This is a genomic window from Agrococcus sp. GW821-FHT14H11, assembly GCF_058803545.1.
This window is the reverse complement of the sequence record NZ_JBXAPA010000006.1, coordinates 173,761-190,931: the sequence shown is the minus strand read 5'-3', so window position 1 is coordinate 190,931 and position 17,171 is coordinate 173,761. Positions and strand designations below refer to the sequence as shown.

16 protein-coding genes are annotated in these 17,171 nt (G+C 73.8%); 3 read left to right on the top strand and 13 right to left on the bottom strand.

Going from position 1 to position 17,171, the window contains the following annotated elements:
• The first annotated feature begins 56 nt into the window (after nucleotides 1-56).
• On the top strand, nucleotides 57-770 hold the full coding sequence (locus AC1RNL_RS08630; protein WP_492935000.1) for a Pr6Pr family membrane protein: 714 nt from the start codon (nucleotides 57-59) through the stop codon (nucleotides 768-770).
• Here the strand turns inward: AC1RNL_RS08630 and AC1RNL_RS08625 are convergent.
• The gene (locus AC1RNL_RS08625; protein ID WP_492934999.1) at nucleotides 683-1,363 is read right to left on the bottom strand and encodes a TetR/AcrR family transcriptional regulator; all 681 of its coding nucleotides are present in this window, start codon (nucleotides 1,361-1,363) and stop codon (nucleotides 683-685) included. The genes AC1RNL_RS08630 and AC1RNL_RS08625 overlap by 88 nt on opposite strands.
• A gap of 88 nt (nucleotides 1,364-1,451) precedes the next feature.
• Between AC1RNL_RS08625 and AC1RNL_RS08620 the strand changes: the two genes are divergently transcribed.
• Nucleotides 1,452-2,390, top strand: a complete 939-nt coding sequence (locus AC1RNL_RS08620; protein WP_492934998.1) for an NAD(P)-dependent alcohol dehydrogenase — start codon at nucleotides 1,452-1,454, stop codon at nucleotides 2,388-2,390.
• A 106-nt stretch (nucleotides 2,391-2,496) separates the two neighbouring features.
• On the opposite strand, the gene mazG is transcribed toward AC1RNL_RS08620, so the two are convergent.
• The 12 genes from mazG to AC1RNL_RS08560 form a co-directional block, all read right to left on the bottom strand.
• Nucleotides 2,497-3,132, bottom strand: a complete 636-nt coding sequence (gene mazG, locus AC1RNL_RS08615) for a nucleoside triphosphate pyrophosphohydrolase (protein WP_492934997.1) — start codon at nucleotides 3,130-3,132, stop codon at nucleotides 2,497-2,499.
• Nucleotides 3,129-6,704, bottom strand: coding sequence for a transcription-repair coupling factor (gene mfd / locus AC1RNL_RS08610; protein WP_492934996.1), 3,576 nt, complete (start codon nucleotides 6,702-6,704; stop codon nucleotides 3,129-3,131). Before mfd ends, mazG begins: the two co-directional genes overlap by 4 nt.
• Nucleotides 6,701-7,180, bottom strand: a complete 480-nt coding sequence (locus tag AC1RNL_RS08605) for a hypothetical protein (protein ID WP_400529412.1) — start codon at nucleotides 7,178-7,180, stop codon at nucleotides 6,701-6,703. Before AC1RNL_RS08605 ends, mfd begins: the two co-directional genes overlap by 4 nt.
• Nucleotides 7,181-7,211: 31 nt before the next feature.
• A complete protein-coding gene (pth, locus tag AC1RNL_RS08600) occupies nucleotides 7,212-7,787 on the bottom strand; it encodes an aminoacyl-tRNA hydrolase (protein ID WP_146357999.1) in 576 nt (191 codons plus the stop codon).
• A gap of 17 nt (nucleotides 7,788-7,804) precedes the next feature.
• Nucleotides 7,805-8,461: a 50S ribosomal protein L25/general stress protein Ctc gene (locus tag AC1RNL_RS08595; protein ID WP_246991972.1), complete on the bottom strand. Its 657-nt coding sequence runs from the start codon at nucleotides 8,459-8,461 to the stop codon at nucleotides 7,805-7,807.
• Between the two features lie 208 nt (nucleotides 8,462-8,669).
• Nucleotides 8,670-10,079 carry a GntP family permease gene (locus AC1RNL_RS08590; protein ID WP_146357995.1) on the bottom strand — a complete coding sequence of 470 codons (1,410 nt, stop codon included), beginning with the start codon at nucleotides 10,077-10,079 and terminating at the stop codon, nucleotides 8,670-8,672.
• Nucleotides 10,080-10,157: 78 nt separating this feature from the next.
• Nucleotides 10,158-10,742, bottom strand: coding sequence for a gluconokinase (locus AC1RNL_RS08585; RefSeq protein WP_492934995.1), 585 nt, complete (start codon nucleotides 10,740-10,742; stop codon nucleotides 10,158-10,160).
• On the bottom strand, nucleotides 10,739-11,797 hold the full coding sequence (locus AC1RNL_RS08580) for a zinc-binding dehydrogenase (protein WP_492934994.1): 1,059 nt from the start codon (nucleotides 11,795-11,797) through the stop codon (nucleotides 10,739-10,741). The genes AC1RNL_RS08585 and AC1RNL_RS08580 overlap by 4 nt, the downstream gene beginning before the upstream one ends.
• Before the next feature lie 10 nt (nucleotides 11,798-11,807).
• Nucleotides 11,808-12,587: an SDR family oxidoreductase gene (locus AC1RNL_RS08575; protein ID WP_246991978.1), complete on the bottom strand. Its 780-nt coding sequence runs from the start codon at nucleotides 12,585-12,587 to the stop codon at nucleotides 11,808-11,810.
• The gene (locus tag AC1RNL_RS08570; protein WP_400529402.1) at nucleotides 12,587-13,642 is read right to left on the bottom strand and encodes a D-2-hydroxyacid dehydrogenase; all 1,056 of its coding nucleotides are present in this window, start codon (nucleotides 13,640-13,642) and stop codon (nucleotides 12,587-12,589) included. The genes AC1RNL_RS08575 and AC1RNL_RS08570 overlap by 1 nt, the downstream gene beginning before the upstream one ends.
• A 51-nt stretch (nucleotides 13,643-13,693) precedes the next feature.
• Entirely contained in the window at nucleotides 13,694-14,650 is a 957-nt protein-coding gene (locus AC1RNL_RS08565; RefSeq protein WP_400529401.1) for a TIGR03557 family F420-dependent LLM class oxidoreductase, read from the bottom strand.
• A 59-nt stretch (nucleotides 14,651-14,709) separates the two neighbouring features.
• Nucleotides 14,710-15,600: an SMP-30/gluconolactonase/LRE family protein gene (locus AC1RNL_RS08560; RefSeq protein ID WP_492934993.1), complete on the bottom strand. Its 891-nt coding sequence runs from the start codon at nucleotides 15,598-15,600 to the stop codon at nucleotides 14,710-14,712.
• 102 nt (nucleotides 15,601-15,702) lie between these two features.
• On the opposite strand from AC1RNL_RS08560, the gene gnd reads away from it, so the two are divergent.
• Nucleotides 15,703-17,145: an NADP-dependent phosphogluconate dehydrogenase gene (gene gnd, locus AC1RNL_RS08555; protein ID WP_492934992.1), complete on the top strand. Its 1,443-nt coding sequence runs from the start codon at nucleotides 15,703-15,705 to the stop codon at nucleotides 17,143-17,145.
• Nucleotides 17,146-17,171: the final 26 nt, after the last annotated feature.

Below are 17,171 nucleotides of genomic sequence, written 5' to 3'. Positions count from 1 at the left end.
CGCACGGCGTGCGCGGGCCGCGCCGCCCGCGCATCCGCCGATGCCATCATGGGCTGGTGCGACGTCGCTGGCCCCTCCACGACCGCGCCGTGCCCGTCGTGGCGTGGCGGGTCGGCATCCTCCTCCTCGCCGTCTCGGCCGAGGCCTGGAACATCAAGAACATGCTCGAGTCGGGCGAGCGCGCGAGCGAGCACTTCGCGTACTTCACGGTGCAGTCGAACCTGCTGGTGATCGCCCTCATCGCGTGGATGCTGGTCGTGCCGCAGTGGCGCAGGCCCCGATGGTTCGACCACGTGCGCGGCGCGATCACCGCCTACATCGTGCTCACGGGGCTCGTCTACGCGGTGCTGCTCGCGAAGCCCGACGAGGTGTGGGCGTGGACGATCGAGTACACGAACGCCGCCCAGCACCGCTTCATCCCCTGGATGGTCGGGCTCGACTGGCTACTCGTGCCCGCCGCAGGGCGCATCCGGCTCTCGCGGGCCGCGTGGTGGATGGGCTATCCGGTGGCCTACCTGGCCGTGTCGTGGCTGCGGGGCGCCCTCGTCGACGGCTGGTTCCCCTACCCGTTCCTCGACCCGGGCGAGCACGGCGGATGGGCGGGGCTGGTGTGGCCGACGGGGCAGGTGCTCATCGCGTTCGTCGTGGGCATCTTCATCGTCGCCGGCCTCGGGCGCCTCCGCTACCGCGAGTCGGGGGTCCAGGCCGCCAGCCGCGCCCCGATCGCGTCGAGCACGAGCTCGAGGCCGTACGCGAACTCGTCGCCGTAGTCGTAGTCGCCGCCGACGACGAGCTCGTCGACCAGCTCGGCCAGGCGCGGGAACCGGCCGGCCGGCAGCGCCAGCTCGTCGACCATCGCCTCGGCGCCGCCGGGCTCGAACGGCAGGTGCTGCTCGGTGAGCGCGAAGCCGTAGACGTAGGCGTCGAGCACCGAGAAGGCGTGGGCCGCGAGCCGCAGCGGCACGCCGTCGGCCCGCAGGCACTCGAGCACCGCCTCGTGCCCCTGCATGAGCGCCTCGCCGGGGGCGCGGCGCGATTCGACGAAGCCGAGCCCCCAGGCGTGCGCCCCCATGACGGCGCGCGCGGAGTGCGCGCGACGGCGCAGGCCCTCGCGCCACGCGTCGCCGGGCCGCGGCGGCTCGATCTGGGCCATGAGCCAGCCGGCGAGCTCGTCGAGCAGGGCCTCCTTGCTCGCGACGTGGTGGTAGAGCGACATGGCCTCCACGCCGAGCTCCCGGCCGACGCTGCGCATGCTGACGCCGGCGAGCCCGTCGCGGTCGGCGACGGCGGCCGCCGCGGCGACGACGCGCTCGCGGCTGAGCGGCTCGCGGCTGCGCCGCGGTGCTCCGCTCCCCTGGCTCATGCGCCACCTCCTCGACGGGACCCTTGCGGGCTTACAACTGTAAGGCTACGCTGGCGCCAGATCGGCTTACACCTGTAAGGAGCATCGGATGCGCGCAGTGGTCATCGACCGGTACGGCCCGCCCGAGGTCGCGAGGGTCGCCGATGTCGCGGCCCCCGTGGCGGGCCCGGGCGAGGCGCTCGTGCGCGTCGCTGCGGCGACCGTGAGCTCGGGCGACGCCCGGATCCGCGGCGCGCGCTTCCCGCGCGGCTTCGCGGTGCCCGCTCGCCTCGCGCTCGGCCTGCGCGGGCCGCGCCGACGCATCCTCGGCTTCGCCCTCTCGGGCACGGTCGAGGCGGTCGGCGAGGGCGTCGAGGGGCTCGCGCCGGGCGACGCCGTGGTGTGCGCGAGCGGGCACGGCGGCCATGCCGAGCTCATCGCGCTGCGCGCCGACCGGCTCGTGCGGGTTCCCGAGGCCGTCGCGCTCGACGACGCGGCGGCCGTCGTGTTCGGCGGCACGACGGCGATGCACTTCCTGCTGGACGTCGCGAAGCTGCGCGAGGGGCAGTCGGTGCTCGTCGTCGGCGCCGCGGGCGCGGTCGGCACGAGCGCAGTGCAGGTGGCGCGGCTCACGGGCGCGCACGTGACCGCGGTCGTGAGCGCGCAGAACGCCGAGCTCGTGCGTCGGCTCGGCGCGGAGGAGGTGGTCGATCGCGCGACGACCGACGTCACCGCGCTCGGCCGGCGCTTCGACGTGGTGCTCGACGCGGTCGGCGCGCTCTCCCCCGCGAGCGGCCGGCGGCTCCTCGCCGACGGCGGCACGCTCATCCTCGTCGCCGCCACGCTCTGGCAGACCATCACGGCGCGCGGCGCGGTCAAAGCTGGGATCGCCCGCGCGCGGCGCGAGCACATCGAGCGGCTGCTCGCGCTGCTCGCGACCGGCGAGCTCGACCCGGTCGTGCAGTCGCTGCCGATGGCCGAGATCGCCCGCGCGCACGCGATCGTCGACTCCGGCCACAAGGTCGGGAACGTGGTGGTGCGGCCCTAGGGCCAGCCGCGGCGGTGCCCGCGGCCACCGCTCCCCGCCGATTGGTCACGAAGTGCTGCTCTCCCGGGGCGCAGCCGACCGATCGTGACCAATCGACCGGGGGGGCTCAGGCGCGGCCGGCCTCCTCGGCGCGGAGGCTCGCCTCGAGCTCGCGGGCGGCGGCGCGGAGCGCCCGCTCGGCGTCGAGCCCGCGGGCAGCCGCGCCGCGCACGAGCGCGAGCAGCTCGGCCCCGAGCGCCTCCTCGGTGGCCGGGCCCGTCGCATCCGACGTCGTCAGGCCCGCGCGCTCGGCGCGGCGCAGCACCTTCTCGGCGCGCGCGAGCGCGGGCAGGCCCGCCGGGATGCCGTCGAGCGCGCTGCCGCGCTCGGGCTTCTCGGCTCGCTTCAGCGCATCCCAGTTCGCCACGACGTCGTCGACGCCCGTGACGGCGACGTCGGCGAAGACGTGCGGATGCCGCCGGCGCAGCTTCTCGGCGAGCCCGCGCGCGACGTCGTCGAGGTCGAAGCGGCCCTCGGCGCGGGCGATGTCGGCGTGGAAGACGACCTGCAGCAGTACGTCGCCGAGCTCCTCGCGCAGGTGGGCGTCGTCGGCGTCGCCCGCCTCGATCGCCTCGGCGAGCTCATGCGCCTCCTCGATGAGGAAGGGCACGAGCGACGCGTGCGTCTGCTCGGCGTCCCACGGGCAGCCTCCGGGCGCCCGCAGCCGCGCCATGACGGCGACGAGGTCGTCGAGGGCGCTCACGCCGTGCGCTCCCCCGCCGGCTCCCCGGCAGGCCGCTCGGCCTGGTCGTCGGCCGGCCTGGGCGGCGGGAAGATCGCCGTCAGCAGCGCATCCACCCACGCGATGAGCTCGGCATCGGGCAGCGGCTCCGCCTGCGTGCCGGCGAGCCGGCCGCCGCCGGCCGTGGGGATCGGCACGACGAGCGTCTTCGCGGTCTCGTTGACCTTCGCGCCCGGATACATGCGCCGCAGCCGCAGCTGCACCGAGTCGGCGAGCTCGGCGGGGCCGATGCGCAGGTTCGGCCCGACCGTGATGACCTCCGAGAGCTTCGCGCGCTGCGCCTTGCGCCGCAGCCGCGCCATGGCGACGAGCGCCGTCACCTGCGCCGGCGGCGGGCCGTAGCGGTCGCGCAGCTCCTCGAGCACGTGGTCGATCGACTCGTCGTCGCGCGCCGACGCCGCGGACGACAGCTTCTGGTACGCCTCGAGGCGCAGGCGCTCCGAGTCGACGTAGTCCTCGGGGATCACCGCGTCGACCGGCAGCTCGAGCCGCAGCTCGCGCGGCCCCTCGTCCTCCTCGCCGCGGAAGACCGCGACGGCCTCGCCCACCATGCGCAGGTACAGGTCGAAGCCGACGCCGGCGATGTGGCCCGACTGCTCGCCGCCCAGGAGATTGCCGGCGCCGCGGATCTCGAGGTCCTTGAGCGCCACCTGCATGCCCGCGCCGAGCTCGTTGTGCACGGCGATCGTCTCGAGCCGGTCGTGCGCGGTCTCGGACAGCGGCGTCTCGGCGTCGTAGAGGAAGTACGCGTAGGCGCGCTCGCGGCCGCGGCCGACGCGCCCGCGCAGCTGGTGCAGCTGGCTGAGCCCGTAGCGCTCGGCGCGATCGACGATGAGCGTGTTGGCGTTGGGGATGTCGAGGCCGGTCTCGACGATGGTGGTGGAGACGAGCACGTCGTACTGCTTCTCCCAGAAGTCGACGATCACCCGCTCGAGCGCCGTCTCCGGCATCTTGCCGTGCGCGACGCCGATGCGCGCCTCGGGCACGAGCTCGGCGAGCTGCGCCGCGACCTTGTTGATCGACGAGACCCGGTTGTGCACGAAGAACACCTGGCCCTCGCGCAGCAGCTCGCGGCGGATCGCCGCAGCCACCTGCTGCTCGTTGTACGCGCCGACGAAGGTGAGCACCGGATGCCGCGCCTCGGGCGGCGTCGCGAGCGTCGACATCTCGCGGATGCCCGTGACCGCCATCTCGAGCGTGCGAGGGATGGGCGTCGCCGACATCGCGAGCACGTCGACGTTGGTCTTCAGCGCCTTGAGCTGCTCCTTGTGCTCGACGCCGAAGCGCTGCTCCTCGTCGATGATGACGAGCCCGAGCTCCTTGAAGCGGATGCGGTCGGAGAGGATGCGGTGGGTGCCGATCACGACGTCGACGGTGCCGTCGGCGAGGCCCGCGATCGTCTCGCGCACCTCCTTGTCGGTCTGGAAGCGGCTGAGGGCGCGCACGTGCACCGGGAATCCGGCGAAGCGCGACGCGAACGTCTCGAAGTGCTGCCGCACGAGCAGCGTCGTCGGCACGAGCACCGCGACCTGCGCGCCGTCCTGCACCGCCTTGAACGCGGCGCGCACGGCGACCTCGGTCTTGCCGTAGCCGACGTCGCCCGAGAGCAGCCGGTCCATCGGCACCGAGCGCTCCATGTCGCGCTTCACCTCGTCGATGGTCGTCAGCTGGTCGGGCGTCTCGGCATACGGGAACGCGTCCTCGAGCTCGCGCTGCCACGGGCTGTCGGGACCGAACGCGCGGCCCTTCGACGCCATCCGCGCCGAGTAGAGCTGCACGAGCTCGACCGCGATCTCGCGCACGGCCTTCCTGGCCTTCGCCTTCGACTGCTGCCAGTCGCTGCCGCCCATCTTCGACAGCTGGGGCGACTCGCCGCCGACGTAGCGGCTCAGCTGGTCGAGCTGGTCGGTGGGCACCGAGAGCCGGTCGCCGGGGTGGCCGCGCTTCGAGGGCGCGTACTCGATGACGAGGTACTCGCGGGTCGTCTTCACGGGGCTGCGCCCGCCGGTGGAGACGGTGCGCTGCGTGAGCTCGACGAAGCGGCCGACGCCGTGCGTGTCGTGCACGACGTAGTCGCCGGGCTTCAGCTGGAGCGGGTCGACGACCGAGCGGCGCCGCGTGGCGAGCCGCCGCGACTGGCGCTGGTCGACGCCGACGGCGCGGCCGAAGAACTCCGCCTCGCTGACGAGCTCGAGCCGCTCCTCGGGCAGCGAGAAGCCGTGCTCGACCGACGCCTGCGTGACGTGCACGACGCCCGGCTCGAGCTCGGCGGGCAGCGCCTCCACCTCGCGGGCGGCGAGGCCGTGCTCGCCCAGCACCTGCGTGGCGCGCTCGACCATGCCGTGCCCGGCGGCGGCGACGACGATGCGCCAGCCCTCGCGGGCGCGCTCGCGCAGGTGCTCGACCGCGCCGTCGGCCTGCCCCGCGAAGCTCGGCACGGCATCCGCCTCGAGGGCAGTGACGTCGTCGCCCCCGCGCAGCACCGAGAACGTCCACCAGGGCGCGCGCACCGACTCGCGCAGCTCGTCGAGGTCGAGGAACCCGCCCGCCAGGTCGACGGGCGCCTCGCCGCCGGCGGTCGCGGCGCTCCACGCGGCCTCGAGGAACTCGTGGTTCGTCTCGTTGAGGCTCGCGACGCGGTCGCGGATGCGCTCGGGCCCGAGCACGAGCACGCCCGCGTCTGGCAGGTAGTGCGTGATGGGGACGAGCCGCGGCAGCAGGGCCGGCGCGAGCGACTCCATGCCCTCCACGGGCATCCCCTCGGCGATCTTCTCGAGCATCTGCTGGATGCCCGGGAACTCGGGGGCGAGCTGGCGGGCCCGCTGCCGCACCGGCTCGGTCAGCAGCAGCTCGCGAGTGGGCGGCAGCACGATGCGCTCGATCGGCTCGGCGTCGGAGCGCTGGTCGGCGACGTGGAACCAGCGCATCTGCTCGACCTCGTCGCCGAAGAGCTCGATGCGCACCGGGTGGTCGTCGGCGGGCGCGAAGACGTCGACGATGCCGCCGCGCACCGCGAACTCGCCACGGCGGGTGACCATGTCGACCCGCGCGTAGGCGAGGTCGCCGAGGTGCCGCGAGAGCGCCGCGAGGTCGATGCCGCGCGCACCCGCGACGAGCTCGATCGGCTGCACCGACAGCAGGTTGTCGGCGACAGGCTGCAGCGCGGCGCGCACCGAGGCGATCACGATCGTCGGGCGGGAGCCGTCGCGCTCGGCGACGGCGCGGAGCGTGGCGCCGCGCCTGCCGACGGTCTCGGCGGACGGGCTCAGCCGCTCGTGCGGCAGCGTCTCCCACGCGGGCAGGTCGAGCAGCTCGGCCTCGGGCAGCCACGCGGCGAGGTCGTCGCGCACCGCCTCCGCCTCGCGGCGGGTCGCGGTGATGACGAGCAGCGGCCGCTCGTGGGCGTTCGCGATCGACGCCGCGACGGGCGCGCGCATCGCCTCGATGCCGGTGAGCGCGCCCCCGCGGCTCGCCTCGACGACCGGGGCGAGCGCGCCGCGCTCGAGCAGCTCGAGCAGCGGCCGGAGGCTCACGAGGTCATGACGACCGCGCCGGAGGCGTCGGTCACCTCGAGCCGCCATCCCTGGTCGTTCGCCTCGTAGTCGGGCAGCACGAGCGCGAACACGGAGGGGGCGTCGTCGGCCTCGCGCTCGCCGGCAGTGAGCGGGAGGCTCTCGCCGTACCAGCTGAGGGTCGCGGCGGTGCCCTCGGGCGGCCCGATGACGAGCAGCATCGCCGGTTCGAGCGGGTCGTCCCAGCACATGAGCGGCCCGGAGCCGAGGCACGAGTGGATCATGCGGCCCTCGGGCGTCTCGAGGATGAGGTCGGTGAGCCCCGACTCGGGGCTGCGGTCGGACCAGAGCTCGGATCCGTCGTCGAGCGTGGCGGCGAGCTCGTAGCCGTTCGGGCCCTGCGCCTCGGCGGGCGCCTCGGGGTCGCCGCTCGCGCAGCCGACGAGCACGAGGCTCGCCGCGATGAGGGCTGCGGCTCGCAGGGCGGTTCGGCGCACGGGCGCACTCCTTCCGATTCGGCTCCCCATGCTACGGGGCGTGGATGCGCTGCTGCGCCTCCAGGAAGCCCTCGGCGATGATCCGCTCGACGGCGTCGGCGCCGAGCTGCACGAGCAGGTCGGCCTCGTCCTGCTCGGCCTTCGCGAAGGGCCGGAGCACGAAGTCGGCGGCGTCCTGCCTGCCGGGCGGACGGCCGATCCCGAGCCGCACCCGCAGCACGTCGCCGCCGCGTGCGGCGATGATGTCGCGCATGCCGTTGTGGCCGCCGTGGCCGCCGCCCTGCTTGAGGCGCACGGTGCCGAGCGGCAGGTCGAGCTCGTCGTGCAGGACGATGACGTGGTCGGGCTCGACGCCGTACCAGTCCATGAGCTTCGCGACCGGGCCGCCGGAGCGGTTCATCCAGCTGGTGGGGAACGCGGTGACGACCTTCGGGCCGCCGATGATGCGCGACTCGGCGACGAGCGCCTCGGCGCGGCCGTGGCGCTTCGGCGTCGCGCCGGCGCGCCGCTCGACCTCGGCGAGCGCCATCTGGCCGATGTTGTGGCGCGTGCGCGCGTAGTCGGGCCCGGGATTCCCGAGCCCGACCACGAGCCACGTCTGCGCCACGGAGCGCTCCTCGCGGACTACTCGGCCGACTCGCCCTCGGCCGACTCCTCGGACTCGCCCTCAGCCTCGGCCTCGGCCGTCTCGCCCTCGGCGGGCGCGGCGTCCTCGTCCTCGAGCACGGGGGCCGCGGGCACGATGATGCCGACGACGAGCGCCTCGGGGTCGGTGAGCAGCGTGGCGCCCTTGGGGAGCTCGACCTGGCCGGCGAGCACGTGCGCGCCCTCCTCGAGGCCCTCGATGGAGACCGTGATGGAGTCGGGGATGTGCAGGGCCTCGACCTCGATGGAGATGGAGGTCGACTCGAAGTTGGTGATGGTGCCGGGGGCCGACTCGCCCTCGAGGTGCACGGGCACGTCCACCGTGACCTTCTCGCCGCGCTGGACGATGACGAGGTCGAGGTGCTCGATCGCCTGCACGCCCTGGAGGACGGGGTTGCGCTGGATGTCCTTCACGAGCGCGAGCTGCGACGAGCCCTCGATCTGCAGGTCGAGCACCGCGTTCGAGCGGCGCACGAGCATGAAGACGTCGTGCGCGTCGAAGGTGAGGTGCTGCGGCTCGGTGCCGTGGCCGTAGAGGACCGCGGGGACCTTGCCGGCGGCGCGCAGCTTGCGGGCCGCGCCCTTGCCGAAGGACGAGCGGATCTCGCTGGAGAGCTTGTTGTCGTCGGTGCTCATGGAAGTGCTCCTCGTGGGCCGGGGCCCGTCAGTGTGTGTCGACTCGAACGCGCGAGGCGTGAGGACTGCGCCTGTTGGAGACTGTGTCCGCTGCTGCCACCGCGTCGATCACGGATGCCGATGCACCCCTCGCCGAAGTTCAGCCTCAGACTCTACAGCACCGGGGGCCCCTCGCGAGGCCCCCGGTGCTGCACAGCGCGATCCGCGGTCAGCCGAACAGGCCGCCGACCAGGAAGATCGCGTAGCTGATCACGAAGCCGATGATGGCCATGAGGCCCTGCGCGACCGTCCAGGTCTTCAGCGTCGTCTTCACGTCGAGGCCGAAGAACTTGCTGACGAGCCAGAAGCCCGAGTCGTTCACGTGGCTGAAGCCGACCGAGCCTGCCGCGGTCGCGAGCACGATCGCCGCGACCTCGACGGGGTTGAAGCCGCCGTTCACGACCACGCCCGCCATGAGCGACGCGGCGGTCGTGAGGGCGACCGTCGCCGAGCCCTGCGCGATGCGCACGATGAGCGAGATGAGGAACGCGGCGACGATGACGGGCATGCCGATCGAGTTGAGCGAGTCGGCGATCGCGTCGCCGATGCCGGTGACGCGCAGCACGCCGCCGAACATGCCGCCGGCGCCGGTGACGAGCACGACGGAGGCGATCGGCCCGAGGGCGCTGTCTGCGACCTTGTCGATGAGGCTGCCGGACTTGCCCATGCCCCAGCCGAGGAGCCACATCGAGACGAGCACCGTGATGAGCAGCGCGATGGGCGTCTCGCCGAGCGTGCGCAGCAGCGCGACGACCGGCTCGGCCTTGAAGGCGTCAGGGTCGTCGGTGGTCGAGGCGTACATGTTGAGGCCGGTGTTCATGAGGATGAGCACGAGCGGCAGCGCGAGCAGCAGCATGATCTTGCCGAACGACGGGTTCGACTCCATCTCGCGGTCCTCGTCGGGGGTGCCGTCGAGGATCGTGGGCACCGCGATGTCGTACTTGCGGCCGACCCAGCCGCCGAAGAGCACGCCGACGAGGTACCAGACGGGGATCGCGACGACGAGGCCGAGGATGAGCACGAGGCCGACGTCGGCGCCGAGGATGGCGGATGCCGAGACGGGGCCCGGGTGCGGCGGCACGAAGATGTGCATGGAGCTGAAGGCGAGCGCCGCGGGGAACGCGACGGTCAGCAGCGATCCGCCGAGGCGGCGCGCCACGGCGTAGATGATCGGCATCATGACGACGAGGCCGGCGTCGAAGAAGATCGGGAAGCCCATCAGCAGGCTCGCGACGCCGACGGCCATCGCGGCCCGCTGCTCGCCGAAGCGCGCGATGAGCTTGTCGGTGAGCACGCGCGCGCCGCCGGAGGTCTCGATCATGCGGCCGAGCATCGCGCCGAGCGCGACGAGCAGCATGACGTTGCCGAGCGTCGGGTTGAAGCCGAAGGCGATGGCCTCGAGCAGGCGGTTGAAGGGGATGCCGGCGGCGATCGCCGTCAGCAGGCTCGTGATCATCAGCGCGACGAACGCGTGGATCCGGAAGGCCATGATGAGCACGAGCAGCAGGGCGATGCCCGCGGCTGCGAGCAGCAGCAGACCTCCCGTGCCGAGCTCCCAGTTGAGGACGAGGTCATCCATCGGTGTCTCCTGTGTGTGGGGTGGTGCGGTGGGGACGCAGTGGGGTCCGACTGCGGCGGTGGGACAGGTGCGGGCGGGTCAGGCGCGCGGGAGGTCGATCGCGCCGGTGAGCGCGGCGCCGGGGCCCGGCTCGACGCGGCGGCCGGCCGCGCGGCCGATGAGGATGCGCGTCACCTCGTCGACGATCGCCGCCGGGGTCTGCTCGACCGAGATGACGATGCCGCGCTCCCAGTCGGCGAGCGGCTCGAGGGTCTCGAGCTGGCTCGTGAGCAGGGTCGTCGGCATGAACTCGTGGTCGCGGTGCGCGAGGCGGTCGGCGAGGAGGCCCTGCTCACCCGACAGGTGCACGAAGACGAGCTCCTGGTCGCTCGAGCGCAGCAGCTCGCGGTACCAGCGCTTGAGCGCCGAGCACGCGACGATCGTCACCCGGCCGGCGGCACGACCGTCGGCGATCGTCTGGCCGATCGTCTTCAGCCACGGCACGCGGTCCTCGTCGGTGAGCGGCGTGCCCGCGGCCATCTTGGCCTTGTTGGCCGGCGGGTGCAGGTCGTCGCCGTCGACGAAGTCGATGTTCAGCCGCTCCGCGAGCGCCTGCCCGATCGTCGACTTCCCCGAGCCCTGCACGCCCATGATGATCATCGACGGGTAGCGCGTCTCGCTCATCGCCCTGCTCCTTCGTCAGTCTCGGCCGCGAACGTCAGCAGCACCTTCGAGGATACGGATGCGTCGCGAGCGAGCTCGAGCGCCACGGCGCCCTGCTCGATCGGCAGCTCGTGGCTGATGACCGCCTCCGCGTCGAGCGAGCCGTCGGCGAGCGCGGCGAGCACCTCGTCGATCTCGTCGTTGAACCGGAACGAGCCGACGAGCGTCAGCTCGCGCGTGATGGCGCTCGCCATCGGCACCGGCACGTCACCGGCGCGCTGGAGGCCCAGCAGCACGACGGTGCCGCCGCGGCGCGCGCCGCTGATCGCGGCGGCGAGGCCCGGCACGGTGCCCGACGACTCGATGACCACGTCGGCGTGCACGGCCGCGATGCCCTCGGCATCCGCCGCGTCGAGGGCGCGGGCGCCGAGCCGCTCGGCCAGCGCGCGCGGATGCGGGTGGAGGTCGGTCGCGATGACCTCGGCCGCGCCGTGGTGGCGCGCGACGGCGACCGCGAGCGCGCCGATCGGACCGGTGCCGATCACGAGCACGCGGCGGCCGGCGATGTCGCCCGCCTGGCCGACGCCGTGCCAGGCGACGGCGGCGGGCTCGGCGAGCGCCGCGAGGCGCAGCGGCAGCCCGGCCGGGATCGAGCGCAGCATGCGGGCGGGCAGCGCGACGCGCCGCGCGAACGCGCCGTGCGTGTGCGGCATGCGCGCCGCGGAGCCGAGGTAGGTGCCGGCGGGGCTGAGGTTCGGCCGGTCGGCCGGGTAGGGCGCCGAGCCGTCGTCGACGGGCGTCGCGGGGTGCACGGCGACGCGCTGCCCCGCCGCGGGGCCCGTGCCGTCGGCGGCGGCGGCGAGCACCGTGCCGACGATCTCGTGCCCGAGCACCATCGGCTCGCGGAGGATCGAGGCGCCCGCGGCGCCGTGCAGCCAGTAGTGCAGGTCGGAGCCGCAGATGCCGCCGTAGGCGATCTCGACGACCGCCTCGTCCGGCGCGGGCTGCGGCTCGGGCAGGGCCTCGACGCGCACGTCGCCCTTCGCGTGGGCCACCAGGGCCAGGTTCTCGCTCAACTCGTGCTCCTCAGACGACCGCGGTCATGCCGCCGTCGACGTAGATGGTCTGGCCGTTGACGAAGGCGCTCGCGTCGCTCGCGAGGAAGACGAGGGTGCCGACGAGATCCTCGACGCGGCCCCAGCGGCCCGCGGGCGTGCGCTGGGCGACCCAGGCCGAGAACTCGGGGTCGTCGACGAGCCGCTGCGTCAGCTCGGTGGCGAAGTAGCCGGGCGCGAGCGCGTTGACGCTGATGCCGTGCGGCGCGAGGTCGGCGCAGAGGCCCTTCGTGAGCATCACGATCGCGCCCTTGGTCGCGCTGTAGGGCGCGATCGAGGGGCGCGCGAGCTGCGACTGCACGCTGCCGATCGAGACGATGCGGCCCGAGCCGCGCTCGACCATGCCGCGGGCGACGCGGCGCGAGAGCAGGAACGCGCTCGTGAGGTTGGTGGCGACGAGGTCGTGCCAGTCCTCGTCGGTGAACTCCGTGATCGGGGCGCGGCGCTGGATGCCGGCGTTGTTCACGAGGATGTCGGGCGTGCCGAGCCGCTCCTCGACCTCGGCGATCCCGGCGTCGACGGCCGACGCATCCGTCACGTCGAAGGTCGCGACGTGCGCCTCGCGGCCCGTCGCGGCTGCGATCTCGGCGGCGGCGCGCTCGGCCTTCGCGCGGTCGCGGCCGTGCACGACGACCGTCGCCCCCGCCTCGGCCAGCCCTTGCGCGAGCGCGCGGCCGATGCCCTGGCTGGAGCCGGTGACGAGCGCCGTGCGCCCCGTCAGGTCGAACAGGGCGGGGCCGGTGCTCGGCATCAGTAGAACTCCTTGGTGTCCATCACGTTCTCGAGCGGTGCGCCGTCGAGCAGGCGGGTGGCGTTCGCGGCGAACAGCTCGGCGATGCGCCGCGGCTCCTGGGTCGAGAGCGCCGCGGTGTGCGGGCTGAGCAGCACGCCCGGGTGCGACCACAGCCGGCTCTCGTCGGGCAGCGGCTCGACGGCGGTGACGTCGAGCGCGGCGAAGCCGATGCGGCCGTCGTCGAGGGCGTCGAGCAGCGCGGCCTCGTCGACGACGGAGCCGCGGCCGACGTTCACGAGGATCGTGTCGGGGCGCACGGCGGCGAGCACCTCGGCGCCGACGAGGCCCTCGGTGCGTTCGGTTCCCGGCAGCGTCACGACGATCGCGTCGACCTCGGCGGCAGCCTCCGCGAGGTCGTCGATGTGCACGAGGCGGTCGACGTGCGCGACCGGCTCGCCGCGCCGCGTCGTGCCCCACACGGTCGCGCCGAGCCCGGCGAAGCGCTCGGCGACGACCTTGCCGATGCCGCCGAGGCCGACGACGAGCACCGTCATCTCGCCGACGTGCCGCATGATGCGGCGGCCGTCGCCCCACGTGCGGCTCGCCTGGTCGGCCTCGAGGCGGCGGAGCCCCTTGGCGCCGGCGAGCACGCCGAAGAGGGCCCACTCGGCGAGCGTCGTCGCGTGCATGCCTGCGCTCGTGGTGACGGCGACGCGCTCGAGCTCGTCCTGCGTGAGCTGCGCCTTCCGCACCTGGCCGCCGCCGCCCGCGGCGGTCGTGTGCACCCAGCGCAGGCGCGGGTTCGCGCGCACGCTGCGGGCGAGCGCGGCCGGGTCGACGTCGGGCAGCCCGAAGAGCGCGTCGGCGCCGTCGAGCAGCGCCTCGAAGGCGGCCTGCTGCTCGGGCGTGCGCTCCCAGTCGGGGTCGCCCTCCCAGTCGCCGCTCCACCGCCAGGGGCGGGTGAGCGCGGGGTCGCGCAGCAGCTCGACGCGGGGCTCCAGGGCCCGGATGCGGTCGGCGGATGCGTCGTCGAGGGTCACCGCGACGGCGACCTTCAGGGTGTGCTCGGGCATGGCTGTCCTCCGAAATCAGACTACCCGGGCGGCATGCCCTCGCCGGGCCCGTCAGCGCGCGCGGAGCCGCGGCCCGAGCTCGTCGGCGAAGAACGCGAAGAACGCGTCGGGGTCGGGGCCGCCGTCCATGAGGGCCAGGTGGTCGAAGCCCGCGTCGGCGAACTCGCCGAACGCCTCGACGTGCCGCTCGACGTCGGGACCGCACGCGAACGCATCCGCCATGTCCTCGACCCGCACGTGCTGCGTGGCCTGGTCGAACGCGGTCGGGTCGGGCAGCTCGGCGAGCACCTTCCAGCCGAGCGGGCCGAACCGGAAGCGCGCGTGGGCGGCCTCGGCGCCGGCGCGCTCGTCGGGCGCGAACGCCGTCGGGACCTCGGCGTAGCGCGGGCCGGAGCCGCCCGCTCGCTGCCACGCCTCGATGAGCGACGCGTCGGGGTCGGTCGCGAAGAGCCCGTCGCCGAGCTCGGCCGCGAGCGCCGCCGACTGCGGGCCGCCGGCCGCGACGACGATCTCGGGGAGCGCGTCAGGGAGGTCGTAGACGCGCGCGTCCTGCAGCTGCAGGAAGTCGCCGCGGTAGGAGTGGGTGCCGCCCGACCACAGCAGCCGGATGATCTCGAGCGCCTCGCGCAGGCGCCGGTGGCGGTCGCCCACCTCGGGCCAGCCCTGCCCGACGATGCGCTCGCTGAGCCGCTCGCCCGCGCCGATGCCGAGCGTGAAGCGGCCGTCGGAGATGATCTGCAGCGTCGCCGCCGCCTGGGCGATGATCGCCGGGTGGTACCGGATCGACGGGCACGTGACGCCCGTCGCGAGCCGCAGCGTGTCGGTCCTGGCGGCGATCGCCGACAGGATCGCCCACGCGAACGGCGAGTGCTGGTGCTCGGGCAGCCAGGGGTGGAAGTGGTCGCTGATCTCGACGAAGTCGAAGCCGGCGCGCTCGGCCTCGACGGCGCGGCGGATCAGCTCCTTCGGGGCGACGTCCTCGGCGAAGAGCTTGTATCCGATCTGCATGCCCCGACGGTAGGAGCCGCGCCTGGGCGCGCGGTGGGCGCGGTGCGGCTCAGAGGGGCTCAGTGCACGGCGGCCGTCGTGGCGGTGCGGATGCGGTAGACGCTCGTGGTCGCGGCGATCCACAGCCAGCCGTCGTCGCCGAAGCAGAGGTTGGCGACCGTCTCGGGCACCGGCACGTGCGCGAGCCGCGCGCCGTCGGGCGCGATGACGTGCACGCCGTCGGCGCTCGACGACCAGATGCGGCCCTCGGCGTCGACCGCGATGCCGTCGGGCGTGCCGGCGTCCATCGCGAAGAGGCGGCGCCCGTCCACCGCACGCGCGTCGGCCCCGGAGCCCTCGATCCGGTAGGCGCGGATCGTGCTCGCCTCCGGCGTCTCGTCCTCCCCCGCCGACTCCGTCACGTAGAGCGTCGCGAGGTCGGGGCTGAAGGCGATGCCGTTGGGCCGGGCCATGTCGGTGACCACCGCGCGGATCCCGTCGTCGGCGCTCCAGCGGAAGACGAAGCATCCGCCGTACTCCTGCTCGCCGGGGTGGCCCTCCTCGGGCTTCTCGATGCCGTAGGGCGGGTCGGTGAACCAGACGGAGCCGTCGGGGTGCACGGCGACGTCGTTGGGCGAGTTGAGGCGGTGCCCCTCGAAGCGGTCGACGAGCACGCGCACGTCGCCGTCGGCCTCGAGCTCGACGGCGCGGCGGCCGTGCGAGCACTGCACCACGCCGCCGAGGCCGAGGGCCCGCCCGTTGGTGAACTCCACCCCGGTGCGGTGCTCGCGCATCCGCCCGGCCTCGTCGACCTCGAGGATGCGATCGCCGTGGATGTCGCTCCAGCGCAGCACGCGCTCGCCGGGCAGCCACAGCGGCCCCTCGCTCCAGGAGGCGCCCGTGGCCATGCGCTCGAGGTGCGCCCCGGGGGCGAGCAGGTGGGACGGGTCGTGCGGAGCGGAGGTGTCCATGCCGCCATGCAACCAGGCGCGGCTCCTCGTCAGCCGAGCACGGGGCGCCGCGCATGCGCGAGCGCATAGCCTGGAGCGAGACCCTCGAGAGGAACTCCCGCCATGCCCCAAGCCAACATCGCCGTCGTCGGCCTCGCCGTGATGGGCTCGAACCTCGCCCGCAACCTCGCCAGCCGCGAGGGCAACACCGTCGCCGTCTACAACCGCACCACCGCGAAGACCGACGACCTCATCGCCGCGCACCCCGAGGCCGGCTTCGTGAAGGCCGCCACGATGCAGGAGCTGGCCGACTCGCTCCAGCGGCCGCGCACCGCGATCATCATGGTCAAGGCCGGCCGCGCCACCGACGCCGTCATCGACGAGCTCGTGAGCGTCTTCGAGCCGGGCGACATCATCGTCGACGGCGGCAACGCGCTCTTCACCGACACCATCCGCCGCGAGGCCGCCGTGCGCGAGACCGGCCTCCACTTCGTCGGCTGCGGCATCTCGGGCGGCGAGGAGGGCGCGCTCAACGGCCCGTCGCTCATGCCCGGCGGCACGGCCGAGTCGTACGAGACGCTCGGCCCGATCCTCACCGGCATCGCCGCGGTCGCCGAGGGCGAGCCCTGCGTCACGCACGTCGGCACCGACGGCGCCGGCCACTTCGTGAAGATGGTGCACAACGGCATCGAGTACGCCGACATGCAGCTCATCGCCGAGGCCTACGACCTCATCCGCCGCGGCACGGGCAAGTCCCCGGCCGAGATCGCCGACGTCTTCGACGAGTGGAACCGGGGCGAGCTCGAGTCGTACCTCATCGAGATCACCGCCGAGGTGCTGCGCCAGGTCGACGCCGCGACCGGCCAGCCGCTCGTCGACGTCATCCTCGACGCCGCCGGCGCCAAGGGCACTGGCGCCTGGACGGTGCAGACCGCTCTCGACCTCGGCGTGCCCGTCTCCGGCATCGCCGAGGCCGTCTTCGCCCGCTCGCTCTCCTCGCGGCTCGCGCAGCGCGCCGCCGCCTCCGACCTCCCCGGCCCCGCCGAGGCGTGGCAGGTCGACGACGCGGATGCGTTCATCGAGGACGTGCGGAAGGCCCTGTTCGCGTCGAAGATCGTCGCCTACTCGCAGGGCTTCGACGAGATCGTCGCCGCCGCCGAGGAGCACGGCTGGGACATCAGGAAGGGCGAGGTCGCCCGCATCTGGCGCGCCGGCTGCATCATCCGCGCTCGCTTCCTCAACGACATCACCGACGCCTACGCCGCAGACCCCGACCTGCCCGCGCTCATTCTCGCGCCGTACTTCCGCGACGCGATGGCCGAGACGCAGGAGGCGTGGCGCCGCGTGGTCGTCGCGGCTGCGCAGGCGGGCATCCCGTCGCCGGCCTTCTCGTCGAGCCTCGCCTACTACGACGGGCTCCGGGCCGACCGGCTGCCGGCCGCGCTCGTGCAGGGACAGCGCGACTTCTTCGGCGCGCACACCTACCGCCGGGTCGACCGCGAGGGCACCTTCCACACCCAGTGGTCGGGCGACCGCACCGAGGTCGAGGCGGTCGACACGCACTGACCGTGGCACGACGGAGGGCCGCTCCC

Bases quoted from the DNA above. Each gene is read 5' to 3' on its own strand.
- AC1RNL_RS08625 (WP_492934999.1), bottom strand. From the start codon at position 1,363: ATGAGCCAGGGGAGCGGAGCACCGCGGCGCAGCCGCGAGCCGCTCAGC.
- AC1RNL_RS08620 (WP_492934998.1), top strand. From the start codon at position 1,452: ATGCGCGCAGTGGTCATCGACCGGTACGGCCCGCCCGAGGTCGCGAGG.
- AC1RNL_RS08595 (WP_246991972.1), bottom strand. From the start codon at position 8,461: ATGAGCACCGACGACAACAAGCTCTCCAGCGAGATCCGCTCGTCCTTC.
- AC1RNL_RS08590 (WP_146357995.1), bottom strand. From the start codon at position 10,079: ATGGATGACCTCGTCCTCAACTGGGAGCTCGGCACGGGAGGTCTGCTG.
- AC1RNL_RS08585 (WP_492934995.1), bottom strand. From the start codon at position 10,742: ATGAGCGAGACGCGCTACCCGTCGATGATCATCATGGGCGTGCAGGGC.
- AC1RNL_RS08575 (WP_246991978.1), bottom strand. From the start codon at position 12,587: ATGCCGAGCACCGGCCCCGCCCTGTTCGACCTGACGGGGCGCACGGCG.
- AC1RNL_RS08570 (WP_400529402.1), bottom strand. From the start codon at position 13,642: ATGCCCGAGCACACCCTGAAGGTCGCCGTCGCGGTGACCCTCGACGAC.
- AC1RNL_RS08565 (WP_400529401.1), bottom strand. From the start codon at position 14,650: ATGCAGATCGGATACAAGCTCTTCGCCGAGGACGTCGCCCCGAAGGAG.
- AC1RNL_RS08560 (WP_492934993.1), bottom strand. From the start codon at position 15,600: ATGGACACCTCCGCTCCGCACGACCCGTCCCACCTGCTCGCCCCCGGG.
- gnd (WP_492934992.1), top strand. From the start codon at position 15,703: ATGCCCCAAGCCAACATCGCCGTCGTCGGCCTCGCCGTGATGGGCTCG.